Source organism: Pantoea sp. JZ2 (assembly GCF_035191405.1).
Lineage (GTDB): Bacteria > Pseudomonadota > Gammaproteobacteria > Enterobacterales > Enterobacteriaceae > Pantoea > Pantoea stewartii.
The window spans coordinates 484,329-500,003 of the sequence record NZ_CP045247.1; the positions used below are offsets into that span (position 1 = coordinate 484,329).

Annotated in this window: 21 protein-coding genes, 1 tRNA gene and 2 rRNA genes; 17 read left to right on the forward strand and 7 right to left on the reverse strand. The window is 49.2% G+C overall.

Going from position 1 to position 15,675, the window contains the following annotated elements:
* The first annotated feature begins 88 nt into the window (after nt 1-88).
* The 3 genes from rrf (GC087_RS02365) (at nt 89) to rrf (GC087_RS02375) (ending at nt 488) form a co-directional block, all read left to right on the forward strand.
* Nucleotides 89-204, forward strand: a 5S ribosomal RNA gene (gene rrf, locus GC087_RS02365).
* Between the two features lie 55 nt (nt 205-259).
* A tRNA-Thr gene (locus GC087_RS02370) sits at nt 260-335 on the forward strand.
* Between the two features lie 37 nt (nt 336-372).
* Nucleotides 373-488 (forward strand): 5S ribosomal RNA (rrf, locus tag GC087_RS02375).
* A gap of 526 nt (nt 489-1,014) precedes the next feature.
* On the opposite strand, the gene GC087_RS02380 is transcribed toward rrf (GC087_RS02375), so the two are convergent.
* The 4 genes from GC087_RS02380 to GC087_RS02395 form a co-directional block, all read right to left on the reverse strand.
* On the reverse strand, nt 1,015-1,773 hold the full coding sequence (locus GC087_RS02380; RefSeq protein WP_033740081.1) for an amino acid ABC transporter ATP-binding protein: 759 nt from the start codon (nt 1,771-1,773) through the stop codon (nt 1,015-1,017).
* 7 nt (nt 1,774-1,780) lie between these two features.
* The gene (locus GC087_RS02385) at nt 1,781-2,881 is read right to left on the reverse strand and encodes an amino acid ABC transporter permease (RefSeq protein WP_375094075.1); all 1,101 of its coding nucleotides are present in this window, start codon (nt 2,879-2,881) and stop codon (nt 1,781-1,783) included.
* A gap of 15 nt (nt 2,882-2,896) precedes the next feature.
* Nucleotides 2,897-4,075, reverse strand: coding sequence for an amino acid ABC transporter permease (locus GC087_RS02390; RefSeq protein WP_205955728.1), 1,179 nt, complete (start codon nt 4,073-4,075; stop codon nt 2,897-2,899).
* Nucleotides 4,076-4,143: 68 nt separating this feature from the next.
* Complete coding sequence (locus GC087_RS02395; RefSeq protein WP_033740076.1) at nt 4,144-5,169, reverse strand: amino acid ABC transporter substrate-binding protein; 1,026 nt, start codon at nt 5,167-5,169, stop codon at nt 4,144-4,146.
* Between the two features lie 737 nt (nt 5,170-5,906).
* On the opposite strand from GC087_RS02395, the gene GC087_RS02400 reads away from it, so the two are divergent.
* The 3 genes from GC087_RS02400 (at nt 5,907) to GC087_RS02410 (ending at nt 8,190) form a co-directional block, all read left to right on the forward strand.
* On the forward strand, nt 5,907-7,130 hold the full coding sequence (locus GC087_RS02400; RefSeq protein ID WP_324029524.1) for a tyrosine-type recombinase/integrase: 1,224 nt from the start codon (nt 5,907-5,909) through the stop codon (nt 7,128-7,130).
* On the forward strand, nt 7,127-7,909 hold the full coding sequence (locus GC087_RS02405; RefSeq protein ID WP_324029526.1) for a hypothetical protein: 783 nt from the start codon (nt 7,127-7,129) through the stop codon (nt 7,907-7,909). The genes GC087_RS02400 and GC087_RS02405 overlap by 4 nt, the downstream gene beginning before the upstream one ends.
* A gap of 71 nt (nt 7,910-7,980) precedes the next feature.
* The gene (locus GC087_RS02410; RefSeq protein ID WP_324029528.1) at nt 7,981-8,190 is read left to right on the forward strand and encodes a helix-turn-helix transcriptional regulator; all 210 of its coding nucleotides are present in this window, start codon (nt 7,981-7,983) and stop codon (nt 8,188-8,190) included.
* Between the two features lie 485 nt (nt 8,191-8,675).
* On the opposite strand, the gene GC087_RS25780 is transcribed toward GC087_RS02410, so the two are convergent.
* Nucleotides 8,676-8,861, reverse strand: a complete 186-nt coding sequence (locus GC087_RS25780) for a YlcI/YnfO family protein (protein ID WP_416383424.1) — start codon at nt 8,859-8,861, stop codon at nt 8,676-8,678.
* Nucleotides 8,862-9,126: 265 nt separating this feature from the next.
* Here GC087_RS25780 and GC087_RS25785 point away from each other — a divergent pair, with 265 nt between their 5' ends.
* From GC087_RS25785 to GC087_RS02465, 11 genes are all read left to right on the forward strand, one after another.
* Nucleotides 9,127-9,255, forward strand: coding sequence for a host cell division inhibitor Icd-like protein (locus GC087_RS25785; RefSeq protein WP_416383432.1), 129 nt, complete (start codon nt 9,127-9,129; stop codon nt 9,253-9,255).
* Nucleotides 9,248-9,427, forward strand: a complete 180-nt coding sequence (locus tag GC087_RS02420; RefSeq protein WP_324029531.1) for a DUF4222 domain-containing protein — start codon at nt 9,248-9,250, stop codon at nt 9,425-9,427. Before GC087_RS25785 ends, GC087_RS02420 begins: the two co-directional genes overlap by 8 nt.
* Nucleotides 9,420-9,638 carry a hypothetical protein gene (locus GC087_RS02425; protein WP_324029533.1) on the forward strand — a complete coding sequence of 73 codons (219 nt, stop codon included), beginning with the start codon at nt 9,420-9,422 and terminating at the stop codon, nt 9,636-9,638. Before GC087_RS02420 ends, GC087_RS02425 begins: the two co-directional genes overlap by 8 nt.
* The gene (locus GC087_RS02430; RefSeq protein WP_324029535.1) at nt 9,631-9,933 is read left to right on the forward strand and encodes a hypothetical protein; all 303 of its coding nucleotides are present in this window, start codon (nt 9,631-9,633) and stop codon (nt 9,931-9,933) included. Before GC087_RS02425 ends, GC087_RS02430 begins: the two co-directional genes overlap by 8 nt.
* Nucleotides 9,930-10,298, forward strand: coding sequence for a hypothetical protein (locus GC087_RS02435; protein WP_324029537.1), 369 nt, complete (start codon nt 9,930-9,932; stop codon nt 10,296-10,298). Before GC087_RS02430 ends, GC087_RS02435 begins: the two co-directional genes overlap by 4 nt.
* Nucleotides 10,295-11,668, forward strand: coding sequence for a helicase RepA family protein (locus GC087_RS02440; RefSeq protein ID WP_324029539.1), 1,374 nt, complete (start codon nt 10,295-10,297; stop codon nt 11,666-11,668). Before GC087_RS02435 ends, GC087_RS02440 begins: the two co-directional genes overlap by 4 nt.
* Before the next feature lie 286 nt (nt 11,669-11,954).
* Complete coding sequence (locus GC087_RS02445; protein ID WP_324029541.1) at nt 11,955-12,137, forward strand: hypothetical protein; 183 nt, start codon at nt 11,955-11,957, stop codon at nt 12,135-12,137.
* Nucleotides 12,124-12,297 (forward strand): hypothetical protein, encoded by a 174-nt coding sequence (locus tag GC087_RS02450; protein WP_324029543.1) that lies wholly within the window; start codon nt 12,124-12,126, stop codon nt 12,295-12,297. The genes GC087_RS02445 and GC087_RS02450 overlap by 14 nt, the downstream gene beginning before the upstream one ends.
* A gap of 217 nt (nt 12,298-12,514) precedes the next feature.
* Nucleotides 12,515-13,462, forward strand: a complete 948-nt coding sequence (locus GC087_RS02455; RefSeq protein ID WP_324029544.1) for a phage major capsid protein — start codon at nt 12,515-12,517, stop codon at nt 13,460-13,462.
* 145 nt (nt 13,463-13,607) lie between these two features.
* The gene (locus tag GC087_RS02460) at nt 13,608-14,231 is read left to right on the forward strand and encodes a tail assembly protein (RefSeq protein ID WP_324029546.1); all 624 of its coding nucleotides are present in this window, start codon (nt 13,608-13,610) and stop codon (nt 14,229-14,231) included.
* Nucleotides 14,232-14,238: 7 nt separating this feature from the next.
* On the forward strand, nt 14,239-14,433 hold the full coding sequence (locus GC087_RS02465) for a hypothetical protein (RefSeq protein ID WP_324029548.1): 195 nt from the start codon (nt 14,239-14,241) through the stop codon (nt 14,431-14,433).
* A gap of 1 nt (nt 14,434) precedes the next feature.
* Here the strand turns inward: GC087_RS02465 and GC087_RS02470 are convergent, their stop codons facing one another.
* Nucleotides 14,435-15,196: an abortive infection family protein gene (locus GC087_RS02470; protein ID WP_324029550.1), complete on the reverse strand. Its 762-nt coding sequence runs from the start codon at nt 15,194-15,196 to the stop codon at nt 14,435-14,437.
* Nucleotides 15,197-15,372: 176 nt separating this feature from the next.
* Entirely contained in the window at nt 15,373-15,669 is a 297-nt protein-coding gene (gene fis / locus GC087_RS02475; RefSeq protein ID WP_003855228.1) for a DNA-binding transcriptional regulator Fis, read from the reverse strand.
* Between the last annotated feature and the right edge of the window lie 6 nt (nt 15,670-15,675).

The following is a 15,675-nucleotide window of genomic DNA, read 5'->3' on the forward strand; positions in this document are numbered from 1 at the left end:
TTTGGGTTGAGAGACAGAAATAATTTTCAGCCTTGTTTACCGGATAACGCCGTGCGGCCCGAGAGGGCGGTGCGGCAGACAGAATCTGCCTGGCGGCTGTAGCGCGGTGGTCCCACCTGACCCCATGCCGAACTCAGAAGTGAAACGCCGTAGCGCCGATGGTAGTGTGGGGTCTCCCCATGCGAGAGTAGGGAACTGCCAGGCATCAAATTGAACGACCCGAGCATCAGCATAACAATGCCGGGAATACCTGTTGCGTGCTGATATGGCTCAGTTGGTAGAGCGCACCCTTGGTAAGGGTGAGGTCCCCAGTTCGACTCTGGGTATCAGCACCAGTTATATATGGCTAGAGTTCGGCGAATAAAGAATTTGCCTGGCGGCTGTAGCGCGGTGGTCCCACCTGACCCCATGCCGAACTCAGAAGTGAAACGCCGTAGCGCCGATGGTAGTGTGGGGTCTCCCCATGCGAGAGTAGGGAACTGCCAGGCATCAATAAAGTAAAAAAGCCCCGTACGAAAGTACGGGGCTTTTTTACGTCGGTTATCCGCCTGAAACCGAAAGGGACGAGCCGATCACCTCAGCGGAAGCCGCGCTACCGCCGGCCCCACAGTCTGGAAACTCGCCTCATTGGTGGGCTGGCTGACTTCCGCAACGTCGATTTCTACCTGTCGCCAGCAGGCTCGTCCACATAAAGTACATGACGGGCCAGCTCAGGCAGACGCGTATCAGGGTTAAAGCGGAAAGATCTGTGGATCACCCTATAAGCCGTCAGCAAACCTGCCTGAATCACCCATATCCGATCAATGCACAGCGAGCACTGGCTGGGCCAGCTCACCCTCGCTGGATACAAGCACGATTCAGGCATGCACCGTCGACGACAGCGTATCCTCAGTTGCTAAAAGCGGAGTTTTATAAAGGATGACGGAGGATTTACAACGTGGTGCATCATCCGGACAGGAAAGGTCAGAACCGTACCTCTGTCAGAGACGGAGGTACGGTCAGAAACGAGAGCGTTTAGTGAATAACCTGGGACAGGAAAGCGCGGGTACGTTCTGACTTCGGATTTGCAAAAAACTCCTGCGGTGGCGCAACCTCCACGATCTCGCCGCGATCCATAAAGATCACCCGATCGGCAACGGTACGTGCAAAGCCCATCTCATGCGTGACACACAGCATCGTCATGCCATCTTCTGCAAGCCCAATCATGGTATCCAGCACCTCTTTCACCATTTCCGGATCCAGGGCAGAGGTGGGCTCATCAAACAGCATAATTTTAGGTTTCATGCACAATGAACGCGCAATCGCGACACGCTGCTGTTGGCCGCCTGAAAGCTGACCAGGAAACTTATGCGCATGTTCAGCAATGCGTACGCGCTGCAGATAGTGCATCGCAAGCTCCTCCGCTTCTTTTTTGGCAATCTTACGCACCCACATCGGCGCTAGCGTACAGTTCTGCAAAACCGTAAGGTGAGGAAAAAGATTAAAGTGCTGAAAGACCATACCGACTTCAGTACGAACGCGCTCTATATTCCGTACGTCATCATTCAGATGAATACCATCGACCACAATCCGCCCCTTCTGATGTTCCTCCAGATGGTTGATACAACGAATCGTCGTCGACTTTCCTGACCCTGACGGACCGCATAGCACGATACGTTCGCGCGGTTTCACCTGCAGATTAATGTCTTTCAGCACATGAAACTGGCCGTACCATTTGTTCACATTTTCAAGCGAAATCATCGCATTGGTTGAATCAGTTATTATTTGTGTCATAGAAACCTCAGTGCGATTTACGCCCGGTGTGAAAACGTTTTTCCAGATACTGGCTGTAACGTGACATGCTAAAACAGAAAATCCAGTAGACCAGCGCCGCAAAGACATAGCCCTCTGTGGACATGCCCAGCCAGGCCGGATCGACCGTAGCCTGTTGAACGCTGCTAAACAGATCGAACAAACCGATGATGATAACCAGGCTGGTATCTTTGAATAACGCAATAATGGTATTCACCAGGCCCGGAATGGTGAGTTTTAACGCCTGAGGGAGGATCACCAGCATCTGGGTCTTCCAGTATCCCAGGGCAAGGGATTCAGCGGCTTCATACTGTCCTTTTGGTAATGCCTGCAGCCCACCGCGAACTACCTCGGCCACATACGCCGACTGGAACAGAATCACGCCGACTAAGGCACGTACCAGTTTGTCGATAGTGGTTCCCTCTGCCATAAACAGCGGCAGCATGACCGATGACATGAACAGCACGGTGATCAGCGGAACGCCACGCCAGAACTCAATAAAGATGACAGAAAGCGTACGGACAACAGGCATTTTAGAGCGGCGCCCTAACGCCAGCAAAATGCCTAAAGGTAAGGCGCCCGCAATGCCTACCGAGGCGATGATCAGGGTCAGCGTTAAGCCGCCCCACTGGCGCGTTTCCACGCGATCCAGTCCCAAAAATCCACCGTACAGTAAAAACCAGACGATCAGCGGATAGCATACCGCCCAGACGGCGATATAGCGTCCACGAAACGGCAACCGTTTAAGGAACATGGGCACAATCGACACTAAGCCAATCACCAGCGCAAGATTAATGCGCCAGCGCAGCTCATGAGGATAGAGCCCATACATAAACTGACCAAAACGGGCATGAATAAAGACCCAGCATGCGCCTTCTTTTGTGCAGTCTGCGCGCGTAGTGCCAAACCAGTTGGCATCAAAGATCAGCCAGTTCAGCGCCGGGGGGATCAGGTGCCAGATCAGCCAGATACATAACAACGTCAGTAAGGTGTTAAACCATCCTGAAAACAGGTTCTTGCGGGCCCATAGCCAGCCCCGGCTCAGCGGCGAGGAGGCTACGGGCGTCGTTTCATGTGCAGTGACAGACATAGTCATCCCGTGTTCTTAACGCTCAACCAGCGCGATTTTGCGGTTATAAATATTCATCAACAGTGAAATCAGCAGGCTGATAATCAGGTAGACGCTCATCGTAATCGCAATGGTTTCAATAGCCTGACCGGTCTGATTCAGCACCGTACCGGCAAACAGCGACACCATGTCCGGGTAACCTATCGCGGCAGCCAGAGAGGAGTTTTTGACGATATTGAGATACTGGCTGGTCAGGGGCGGAATAATCACTCGCATGGCCTGAGGAATGATGACCTGACGCAGCGTGACGGGATTCGGTAACCCCAGTGAACGCGCCGCTTCATGCTGTCCGTAAGGCACAGCCTGAATACCTGAGCGAATCACCTCGGCAATGAAAGATGACGTGTAGATCGACAGGGCCAGCGTGAGCGCTGCCAGCTCAGGTATCATGACGAAGCCGCCCCGGAAGTTAAATCCACGCAACTCCGGGATATCCCAGTGCATAGCGGCACCAAAACCTGCATGCGCAACCAGCGGGAACATGATCAGCATCGCAACAGCTGCGGGCCAGGAGCGACGTAACTGACCGGTTTTAAGCTGATGCTGTCGGTTAAAACGATATAAACCGTAGCTCGCCACCACAGCCAGTGCTAGAGCGATAACGAAAGGCCAGGTACCAGGCGCATAGGTCGGCCAGGGAATATACAGGCCACGATTACTCACGAAGGCGAGATCAAAGGCATTCAGCGCCTGACGCGGGCCGGGCAGGTTACGCAACACCGCGAAATACCAAAAGAAAATCTGCAATAACGGCGGGATATTGCGGAAGATTTCAATGTAGATATTCGCGATTTTACGTAATAACCAGTTCTCTGAGAGACGCGCCAGGCCAATAAAGAAGCCCAGTATGGAAGCAAATACAATACAAAGTGCGGAAACCAGCAGGGTATTTGTCAGGCCAACCAGAAATACCCGCGCGTAGGTATCCCCTTCGGAATAATCAATAAGATGCTGAACGATGCCGAAACCCGCATTACGTTCTAAAAAACCAAACCCGGAAGTGATACCGCGATTAGCAAGATTGATGACGGTGTTGTGGACGAGATAACCCACCACAGACAGTACGATAACGATCGCCACGATCTGGTAAAGCCAGGCGCGAACCGTGGGATTACCGAACGAAAAATCCCTTTTCACGGTTGGGCGTTGTGACATGTTGAAACCTCAATAACGAAAGCCTTGCTGGGGCACCGCAGAAAACGGTGCCCGACGGGGACGTAGACTTAACGAACCGGTGGTGCGTACTGAATACCACCCTGGTTCCAGAGCGCATTCTGGCCACGAGCGATTTTCAGCGGGCTGTCTTTACCGACGTTGCGATCAAAACTTTCCTGATAGTTACCGACCTGCTTGATGATGTTGTACGCCCATTTGTTATCGAGCTTCAGATCTTTGCCATAGTCACCCTCGGCACCTAACAGGTGAGCCATATCGGGCGTCGCTGGCTTCGCGGCTTTCTCATCCACGTTTTTAGAGGTGATGCCCATTTCTTCGGCGTTCAGCATGGCAAACAGTGACCATTTCACGATGGTGAACCAGTCATCATCACCACGACGAACAACAGGACCCAACGGTTCTTTAGAGATGACTTCCGGCAGAACAATAAAGTCGTCTGGTTTACCTAATTTGATACGCAGTGCATAAAGTTGTGACTGATCGGAAGCCAGCGTATCGCAACGGCCGCTATCCAGTGCTTTTGCCGATTCGTCGGAGCGGTCAAATGTCACCGGGGTGTACTGCATCTTGTTCGCTTTGAAATAATCCGCAACGTTCAGTTCAGTGTCAGTACCGGCCTGAATACAGACGGTGGCACCATCCAGCTCTTTCGCACTTTTCAGGCCCGCTTTTTTGTGTGTCAGGAAACCAATGCCGTCATAGTAGTTAACACCGGTAAACATGAAGCCCATGCCGCCATCACGTGATGAGGTCCAGGTAGTGTTACGAGAAAGCACGTCCACTTCGCCAGACTGTAATGCGGTGAAGCGCTCTTTTGCGGTCAGCGGGGTATATTTTACTTTTGTTGCATCACCAAATACGGCTGCTGCCGCGGCACGACAGATATCCACATCAAGACCGGTAAATTTACCGCTGGCGTCTGCATAAGAGAAACCTGGCAGGCCATCGCTGATACCACATTGAACGAATCCTTTCTTTTTAATCGCATCCAGCGTGGCGCCTGCGTGGGCTTGCTGAGCAACGGCGAGCAGCGAAGCCGCAGCAACCAGAGTAGAGAGCATCATCTTTTTCATAAAGCATCCTGTGTGGCATGTCGTGTTGTGTTGTTATGTAGTGCGCACTTTGGTGTGCGTTTCCTGTCTGTGGCGATCAGCCATCCACGACTTTGCAAAGCCAGTGCCAGGTTTGCAGAATTCTGAATTCACCTGAAATATCGGGTAATAATCTGAATTATCCGGAAGGCTGCAATAATATGGCGCACCAAAAGGATGCATTTCGAGTCGGGTAGATCACATTTAGTGCAATTTGTTTCACTATTTAGCAACAGTGTGAGCCTGTTTGCATGTGGCTGATGTAAGCAGACATGAGATTGCTTAAAAAGGTAGCCGTGCTCACAAAAGGCCGACAGGGCTGGGCTGAAGGGCATGGTGGTACAAAAGACAAAGGCCGCGAAGAAGAGAAAGTGTGAAAGGTAAGTCTGTTAAAGTCACGCTGGCGACTGCAACTACAGTTACCATATGTGATGCAACTGTTTCAGCGTTTTTAAAAAAATTTGCGTAGTAACGCACAAATAAAAACGCCAGCCCGAAGGCTGGCGAGATTAACGGTGTGAACCTGAATCAGTTCATGCCGTATTATCAAAACCCTTGTTTTTTAACGTTTATCTTCGTTCGCTAGTGTTCATGTAACCTTATGTATTTACGGACTTTATAGCTATTTATTGTTTAAACTTGTTCGCTAAGGTTTAAGGAGTAACATAGCGATGTGCAGTCAGTGGTGCAGTCAGTCTTACACATGAACTGAGGTCTTAATGGCTGGTGGAACGAACAAACTGAGCGATACAGCTCTACGAAAAATGAACGGTAGGGAAAGCCCTGCTGATAATTTCTATGCGGACGGTGACGGGCTAAGCATCAAAGTCTCAAAGGCTGGTGTTCTTACCTGGTATTTCACATACCGCACCGGAGGTCGGGAAACCGCGTCCCAACGCATCAAGCTGGGTAACTATCCAGAGTTGTCGCTCAAAGCAGCCAGAGAACTGCGTGAGCAGTGCCGCTCCTGGCTGGCTGAGGGCGTGAATCCAAAGTTTCAGCTTGGTATTACTAAGCAACAATCTTTACAGCCGGTCACGGTGAAAGAGGCTCTTGAGTACTGGATCACTGAATACGCCACCCATCGCCGCGCCAACGTTGCAAAGCATACAGAACAGCTTAAAAAACATATTTACCCCTACATTGGCTCTTATCCTCTTTCCATGTGTGAAACCCGCCACTGGCTGGAATGCTTTAAGCGCGTGAGAAGTAATGCTCCCGTGGCCGCTGGCTATCTCCTTCAGATGTGTAAGCAGGCTCTTAAATTCTGCCGTGTACATCGCTATGCCAGCAGTAACGCGCTGGATGACCTGACCATTGATGATGTTGGCAGAAAGCAGCACAAACGCGACAGAGAGCACACACAGCAGGAATTAGCTGATATCTGGATAGCATGTCAGGAAAAGCGTTTTACGCCTTACTACGCCGCTCTGGTTCGCCTGCTGGTGGTGTTTGGATGCAGGACGCAGGAATTAAGGCTCTCACGCCTCTCTGAGTGGGATTTGAAGGATTGGGTGTGGATTGTGCCGCGTGAACACAGTAAAGGCGGTGAGCGCATTGTGAGGCCCATTCCTGATGATGTCCGGGAATACATTACAGCGCTGGTGGAGCAGAACAGAGGTAGCGGCCTGCTGCTTGGTGTTGAGAAGAAATCAGAGGCGGTCAGTCAGTGGGGGAGAAGCCTGTATAAACATCTGGGCCATTCTGAGCCCTGGACGCTTCACGATCTGCGCCGGACGTTCGCTACCACGCTAAACAACATGGGGATAGCGCCGCACGTTGTTGAGCAGCTTCTGGGGCATACCTTGGGTGGCGTAATGGCAGTTTATAACCGCAGCCAGTACATGCCGGAAAAGCTGGATGCGTTAAATAAGTGGATGGACAGGCTAAACCTGCTGTCTGAAACACCTAAAAACGTCATTGTGATGAAGGCGGCTAAATGACCAATAAAAAAGATTTCACCATCCCTGAGCGGCTTTACTACCCGATAGATGAAGCCGCAAAAAAATTAAATTGCTCTGTAAGCGATGTAATACATATGGGGGCAACAGGAGTCGTCGATTTTTCAATATATATTTCTTTTTGGCGCGAGACGGAAAAAGAAAGATTCAATATCTTTACATTTGATATGGACGAATCCGGTATTCATAATTCTTTGAGGGGGAAAGGTTGGTCTGTTAGTGGTATTTACCCCGAGAAGGTGGAAGGAAAAGAGGATAGAAAAGTTTTTTTCATTAAGTCATTGAATGGTTTCTTTAAATTACTTCCATCAAATTTAATAGATTTAGAGTTCGACAAGGATTTAATTACTTTCAAGGTTAACTCCCTCAAAGTTAGTTCTGAAGAAACTGATTTTGATGAGGTGCTAATTCACAGCTTTTATGGCGTACAATTGCCTGTAAAAAACCTATGCATTATGGCTCCTGACATGAGCGCAATAAGCTCTAGAAAAGGCGAACTGCCAGAATCAGATGCTGATAGCGCACCAAAGAGAGTGAATACCAATAAGCAGGCCAAAATGATTAAAGCGCTGATTGAGATTCAGTACGGTAAAGGTGCATCAGAGAAGGCGCGTTCCTTGCTGAACACAGAAAGAGATAACGGGGAGATGCTGGCTGATTTCGACGCTGCCGGAATCAGGCCGCCAGTGTCCGGTAAAGTTCTCGCTGAATGGATCAAAGAGGTGGATTTAGAATATGTGGATAAATCCACAGTAAAATAGGACAAAGCCAAAAGACCCAATCCCGCCTCATTACGCTCCTTACGAACGAAAACACACCGTAAGGAGCAGTAATGAACAACCAAATTTCAGAGCGCACTATCCGTGAACCAGAGTGCCGGAAGATAACCGGACTCTGCCGAACCACTCGTTACCTGATGGAAAAGAAAGGCCAGTTTCCGGCACGCCGTAAAATCGGTGGTCGTGCTGTTGGCTGGCTTCTGTCTGAAGTTACCGCCTGGCAGATTTCACAGCCTAAAGCAGATATCGGGAATGCGGGGTGAGGTATGCCGGATAAAACAAAGGCGACCTTGCAGGGCCGCCCAAGTCACTTCTTAAATAGCGCTGAAAATAATAGCACACTGATCGATCAGGTCAATGCACGCAGATTTGCTCATATCTTTTCTGGCTGCGGGAAATCCACCGCTGTAAATGGGCCAACGTTGTTGACTGAACCGAAAAAATGCGCTTCATCAATACGTCCAAAGTTGGACGCATCGTCGTCATCGCTAATAAGCTGGTTTTACAGCGCATCTTCGGCACCTTCAAAAGCAAAGGGGGGTGTCTCGACTTTTGGATCGACCCCTAAAGAGCTAAGTAGAACGTTGATTTCTTCGACAGACTTCATAAGCGATGAGCCCATCCAACTATCTTTAAGCGAGTCGGTTCTGAGCTTTTACCTCATTGGGGGGAAAGACCGGTTACCTCAAAACAAGGTTATCGAAGAAATCAGAGACTTTTCGATTTATGCCCCTGAAAGGTCAGACTGTTATTCCTGTGAGGTGTCCTTAGTCTTTTTGCGCTGGCGGCGCTTAATTTCATTTTTGGCCGCTGCTATCAAAAAACCCGCCGTGCTTTCATCAGGCTCTTTAACGGCTTCAATCAATTCAAGATCTGCAAGCGGAAGCCTTACTGAAACTTGTAGTGACTTGTTATTTCTTCTACCCGTTGCCATTGCTGAATCTCCATATGCTTGGTGGTGTTCAGTATGCCTGAGGAAAATCTTAAATCAAGCGTTGACGTGGTGTTCACCTGTGAATATATTGGTGGTGTTCACTTCGTTTGGTGAGGTGGACAAAAACAACGAAGCCCGGCAGTGCGCTAACACTTACCGGGCCTCTTACCACAACGTAATCGAGGCTTACATTATGGCTGTTCAACAGCATACCCAAACTCACCCTAAATTTACATGGCGTTTTCTGGCTATTGATCGCGCTGATATGGCTTCAAAGCCGTGCCGCCTGTCAGTAGAGGCAGAAACAGAGCAGGACGCCCGCCGCGTACTGGCCCCGCACTTCATTCTCTCACTTGCTGCACGCCTGCCATTAACGGAGGTGCGTCATGCATAGCATTCAGCCTAAGCAGCGCTGGCAGAACAGCCGGGGCGAACTGGTCACTGTAGTGGGCGCAGCTTTCAACCGCGTAGCGTTCATTCGTGATGGTTTCGATTGCCCCTGCACATGGCCGGAGCAGCGTTTCTGCAAAGAATTCACCTTAGTTCAGGAGGTGAATCATGGATAAATTGAAAGTCACCTCAGTTGGCACCAACCGATTCAACAGTGGTACGTATGGAATACATCAGGTCTGTGCATTGTTAATCGCGCTGGAACACAGTAGCGGTGAAATGGAATCCGGGGATATTACCGCCGCCATTGCAGGCATAAACAGTCTTGTTCGTGACATCAGTATGGATATGGATCAGGCATTGCTTGAGGGTGGTAACGATGACTGACATCTATCACGCACTTATCAGGCACACACTGGCTGATTTACCTACTGACTCACTACAGGAATACAGCGACAACTGTTCAACAGCTGCACGTGCAATTAATTCCGCGTTACAGGTTATCGGCAATATGACTTTCGAAGCCAGCCAGAGCGAAGAATATCCCGATGAAGATGCAAAACGTGATCTGAACCTGATTGGCGCGGTATTGAGAAACCTTCCACGCATTGCACAGGCACTGACACAGAACAGCGATTTAGCGGATTTAGAAAATAAACGCCGTAAGGAGCAGAAATCATGATTAGCAACGTTAAGTTTAATGAGTTGTCTGGCCGTGTTGATTCTCTGCTCCAGCGCGTGGATGAACTGGAATTAAAACTAAAATCGCTGGTGGCCACACAGGGGGGAGAAATCCCGCCTGGCATGTCGATGGTGTCAACGCTGGCGGCTGAGTTTGGCATTTCCACCAAGAAGGGCGAAGAACTGGCGCAGAACACTGGCGTGATGATGGTGAAGCACAAAGGCGGCGGTTATCTGGTTCACGATGAGAAGTTCAGGGAGGCGGCTGGTCTGGTGCTCAAGTCAGCTAAGCGCAAGTATGGCTCTGCTTACTGGTATCACCCACTGATTGGCAAATTCCAGATGAGCGGGGGTATTCCGAAATGACAGTGACATTAACCGCCGTAGAGACTGTATCAGATGCCCTGTTCTACTGTGCTTACCGCTGGGCTAACGGGCATCACCTGAAACGCTCTGAGACTGAAAAGGCGCTTAAGGCCCACAAAGACCCGTCCACGCGCTACGGGAAGCTGGTGGCCCGCCTGCAACAGGTATCTTCCCTGTCCTACGAGTCGCTTTGTGATGCGGGTTATATCCAGACAGACAATGAGCAGATGCTTGCCTCACGGCGTAGCCTGCTGGTGGAAGAAATTGGCGAGGAGGAGCTTAACGCTCTGCTGCGGGATACCGCCCGTATTGGTCGGGTATTCCCTGAGTCGGGTGTTGGCCCTATACGTACCCGCTTACCGCTGTCGCGTGGCTCTGAGGGTTATAACGTCAGGCAGGATTACGTCATCAAAAACTTTTTGCCGGCTCAGTCACTGTGCAGCATTTACGGGCCAAGCGGCTCCTACAAAAGTTTTTTAGCGGTATCGTGGGCCTGTCACATTGCCGCAGGCATGGAATGGTCAGGGCGCAAGGTGAGCGCAGGTGCTGTGATGTACATCGTAGGTGAAGGTGGTGTTGGCGTTCCCCGCCGCATCCGTGCATGGGAGCAGGTTAACCAGAGGAAGGCAGACAATCTCTGGCTTGTAAACCGTCCTGTCTTTCCGGTGCGCCGTGAGGAAGTCGACGAAGTAATCAGGGCTTCAAAACATATTGAGTCTGAATGCGGTGTGCCTGTGCAGCTGATCGTGATTGATACTCTTGCCCGCTGCTTTGGTGGTGACGATGAGAATAACGCCCGCGATATGGGGGCATTCATTGAGGGTTGCGACAACATCAAGCGTGTAACGGGAGCCAGTGTGCTGGTGGTTCACCATTCAGGCAAAGATGAGGCTAAGGGGGCGCGTGGCTCCAGTTCCTTCAGGGCTGCTCTGGACGCAGAATTTAGTGTCAAACGAGAAGGTGAGGGAAAGGCGCTAATTCTGAACTGCACGAAGATGAAAGATGCCGAGGAGCCACATAAGAAGGCCTATGACCTGCGCAGCGTTGATCTTTTTACCGATGATGACGGCGAAGATATCTGTTCGCTGGTGGTGCGTGATGTAGCGCGTGCAGCGGTTGAGATTGACCCTGAGTTAGCCAGGGTTGGCAATGTTACGGAGAATCATTCAACACTTTGGAATCTGATACGCAGCAGAACAGAGAGCGGAGATATTTGCACCAGAGCAATTCTCAGGGATGACATGAAATCGATGGGGATTGATACCAGTAAAAATTTCAGTCGCTGGTTAACCAAGCTGCATACAGATGGTTTGATATCTGTGAATGGTGAAGAGGTAAAAATATTGTCGAAAAGGAAGCGTGAGGAGTGATTTGATTAATGGTGAGGAACCTCTTGAAGATAAATGCTGGTTCCTCACTTTCACTGTGTATATGCGACACAAGTGAGGAATACCCCTTAAACCCTTGCTGTAACTGGCTTAGAGCCTAATTAATAGAAATCAGGTGAGGAGCGCGTGAGTAATATGGATAAGTGAGAAATGGTGAGGAGCTTAGGCTCCTTTTCTTTTGTGAGTATCGTTTCGTTATTTGCAATGTTGGTGACAAGTATTGCGATAGGTGAAACAATTAAGATAGTTGATTAAGGAGTGAGCACTAATGAACCCCAATTTCAAAACTATCCTGCTCACTACTGAGCAAGTGAAGCGGCTGGAACAGATTCAGGCCTCAGAGCGCCAGCGTTCCAGCATGGGTAGCGCCCCGTCTGTACACGCTATCGCAAGACACCTGATTGACCAGGCATTAGGCAACAACGAGGTAAAAGCCGATGGCATTAACTGATCGAGATACATCAATCCTGAAAGCCGTCAGCGAGGCTGTAAGAGAGGTAATGGCTGAAGCCAATGCCAAGCACGCCGCAGAGCTACAGGAGCGTGACATGCGCATTGAGAAGCTGGAGAGCGATGTGTCAGGACTGATTAGCCTGCTGGGTGAGCACTAAAGGGGTGGGGGGTACGGAAAAGGTCGCAGACCTTCGCGCTACGAAACCTCGCCCCCTCTCACGCGCAGAAAATATCCCCTTTTGAGGGGGTGTTAACAATCAACCTATAAACCGATTAAGCAATTAATAATCAATTGTTTATCAGATTAAGCTGTTAACAAGCCTATTAACTTTTTTGGTGCCCGTTAACAGGAACAGTTAACCCTACGGAGAAATTATGAAAGGTCTGGAATTTGTCAAAGCAGCCCGCATACTGGCCCGCTGCAATGGTCGCCTGAGTGAGGCAAAGAGTTTTTCTGAAAAGGATCAGAAGCTGGAGCAGTATTTTTCAAAAGCTCTGGTTGCCGGAGCAACCACATCAGACAGCCCATTGATCACCACAGATGTTATTGCCAGAGAATTTGCTGAATACGTATTCTCGCAATCAATTCCTGGTCGCCTTATGGCGAGAGCGATGCAATACCCATTTAAAACCAAAGTCGGCGCTGTCAGTGGTATCGGGGCGGGCTGGCTGAAAGAAGGTTCTGCCGTTCCTGTCCGCAAAGGTGCTGTCAATAACTCTGAAACGCTAAAACCTTTCAAAATGGCTTCACTGGTCGTCGTAACTGATGAGCTATTGCGTCTTTCCAGCCCCGGTGCTGACTCAACTATCCGTAACATGATGGTGAGTGAAAGCATCAGGAAAATCGACAGCAAGTTCTTATCAGGAGACGCCGAGGTGCCTGAGGTGTCACCTGCCGGAGTTCTTATCAACGCGCCAAGTTCATCTGGCTATGCTGATTTGATTTCGACGCACGTAAGCAACGGCAATTCTCTGCAGGGTTCTGCGCTGGTGGTGCCTAATATTTATGTACTTAGCCTGACAGAAAATCAGCTACGTCAGTTTGATCTTCTGGGAATTTCTGTTCTTCCAAGCCAATACGCAGCAGGGGTATCACTGATTGACCCCGCGAATATGCTAATCAACGTTGAAGGCGCGGGAATGATCACCTCAACTGAGGGGGCTGTAGAAATGTCTGACTCCCCTGAAAATAATTCTTCTGAGCCTGTCCAAACAGAAAAGGTAAGTCTGTATCAAACGAACTCAGCAGCAATTATGACCACGATTTACTGTGGCTGGGAAAAAGTAGGAAAGCCGGTTACCAGCCTCTCATCTGGCTCATAAATTTTGAAAGCGGATAGTCCCTCCGCAAAAAGGGCGAAACCGCCAGCCAGCGGCGGTAGTACTGGCAAAATTGATGTTCATTGAATTCCTGACCTGCCGGAAAAGGTCTTTAAACCCCGGAACTACATCATATAAGGGTGAAATAATGATCAAGACTATGAAACTTAAAGGTTTAATGGCTAAAAAGTTTGGGAGGATTCACCGCTTCCACGTTGCAGACCTGCGCGAGCTTATCCGCGCTATGTGTTCACAGGTGCCGGGCTTCAAAAAGTACGTATCTAACGCGCATCTTAATGGCGTTCGTTTTGCGTTTTTCAGTGGCAAAGACAATATCTCGCTTCAGGAGTTTGATATGTGTTCTGCGTCTGCTGAGTTTGAAATGGAGCCCATTATCGAAGGTTCAAAGCGCGGCGGCACGTTGCAAATCATCATTGGTGCTGTTGCTTTAGTCGCAGCTTTTTTCACTGGCGGTGCAAGCATTGCTGCCTGGGCGGCTGCTAACGGTGTCGGCGCGGCTGTAGCGGCCACATCAACCGCACTACTGGGTTTGGGTTTGTCAATGACTCTGGGGGGAGTCGTTCAGATGCTGACTCCGCAACCTAAGTTTAACGTTGGCGCATCGTCCAGTACTGATAATAAGCCTAACTATGCTTTTGGATCGCCAGTCAACACTGTTGCTATGGGTTATCCGGTTCCGGTTCTGTACGGCGAGCGTGAGATTGGTGGCGCTGTTATTAGTGCCGGGAGTTTTACCAGCGATCAGCAGTGAGGTTTTTATGCAAGATGAAATTGCTAAAGCACTTGCCGTGGCTTTAAAACGGGATGGTCATGAGCTGGACGGAGCTGACCGACTGCTGATAAGAAAAACTATTTCAGAAGGATTGGCATCGCAGCGCCGAAAAGATAACCATCTCAGATCAGCTAATGGTCACTTCGCATGGGCGAGGACACCGAATCCGAGATCCAAGTAACTTATTCACCTTTTTTATTTAACCATGTACTGATTAAAAATAGAGCCATTGAACCAGCCAAATTTACGGCCAACTCCGCGTGTCGCGCTGCTGGCCTAACTGCTCTGCGATTCTTACCATGTGAATCACCCAGTCTATTCCTCAATATGCCTAAGCCATTAACAACTGAAGAGCAACCACCTAAAATCTGCTTAAAAACAGGTTCAGAATGTTGATCGTTAGATAAATTAAGTTCCTTTGAAACAGCTTTATAGAGTTCTGACATTTCGGGATTTTTGTCGTTATATGCAACACCTATATCATCCAAAATATGCTTGCAGACAGTTTCGAGCAAAGTTCTGGCTGAGGTTATAGCTCCGTCAGGGTCGGTATGCCTTCTTTCGAGCGCTTTAGCCCAAACTGAGTGCACGCCATCCTCGCTAAATGATTTTAGGACCTCGGAAATTTTCTCATCTGCGGGGGCTTTGTTTTTACCTTCGATGAAATCCAGCAAGGGTTGAAATTCATCCCAAATGAATTTCCTGCGCTCTGCATAGCTTCCGAACTTAAACTTTATAAACTGCCAAAACTGATCTCCGCTCCTGTTCGTTTTGACAAAACTTGGTGTCAGTGATTGGTAGATAGGAGATTCAATAAAAAATGTTCTGAGCAACTGGTAGTTATACGAATCGAACGATCCTGATGTAGCCAAGCTGACAAGCATGGATTGAAGTGCCTGAGCTTTTTCAAAATCAGTATTTAGTTCATCCATGATTGTTTTCATAGTGATAAAACCATTATGTGAGTCAAGAAAATTATCTTATGTCCAAGCGTGCTACCGTTCAATAACGTTCAGCATTGTTTAGGTTGGTGTGCAGTCAGTGGTGCAGTCAGAATAATAAAAAAAGGCGCTATGAATTAACATAAGCGCCTTTTTTTTCAATAACATGCCGATTTAAATCAGTTCATGCCGTATTTTTTCAGTTTCTTACGCAGCGTACCGCGGTTGATACCCATCATCAGGGCAGCACGGGTCTGGTTGCCACGGGTATACTGCATCACCATGTCCAACAGAGGCTGCTCGACTTCAGCCAAAACCAGCTCATACAGGTCACTCACATCCTGACCATTCAGTTGAGCAAAATAGTTCTTCAGTGCCTGTTTAACCGAATCACGCAAAGGTTTTTGAGTTACCTGATCCTGTGAGTTAACGGTAGAAACGGTCAGTACGTCAGAATTTACGCGTTGTTCGAACATAGTTCT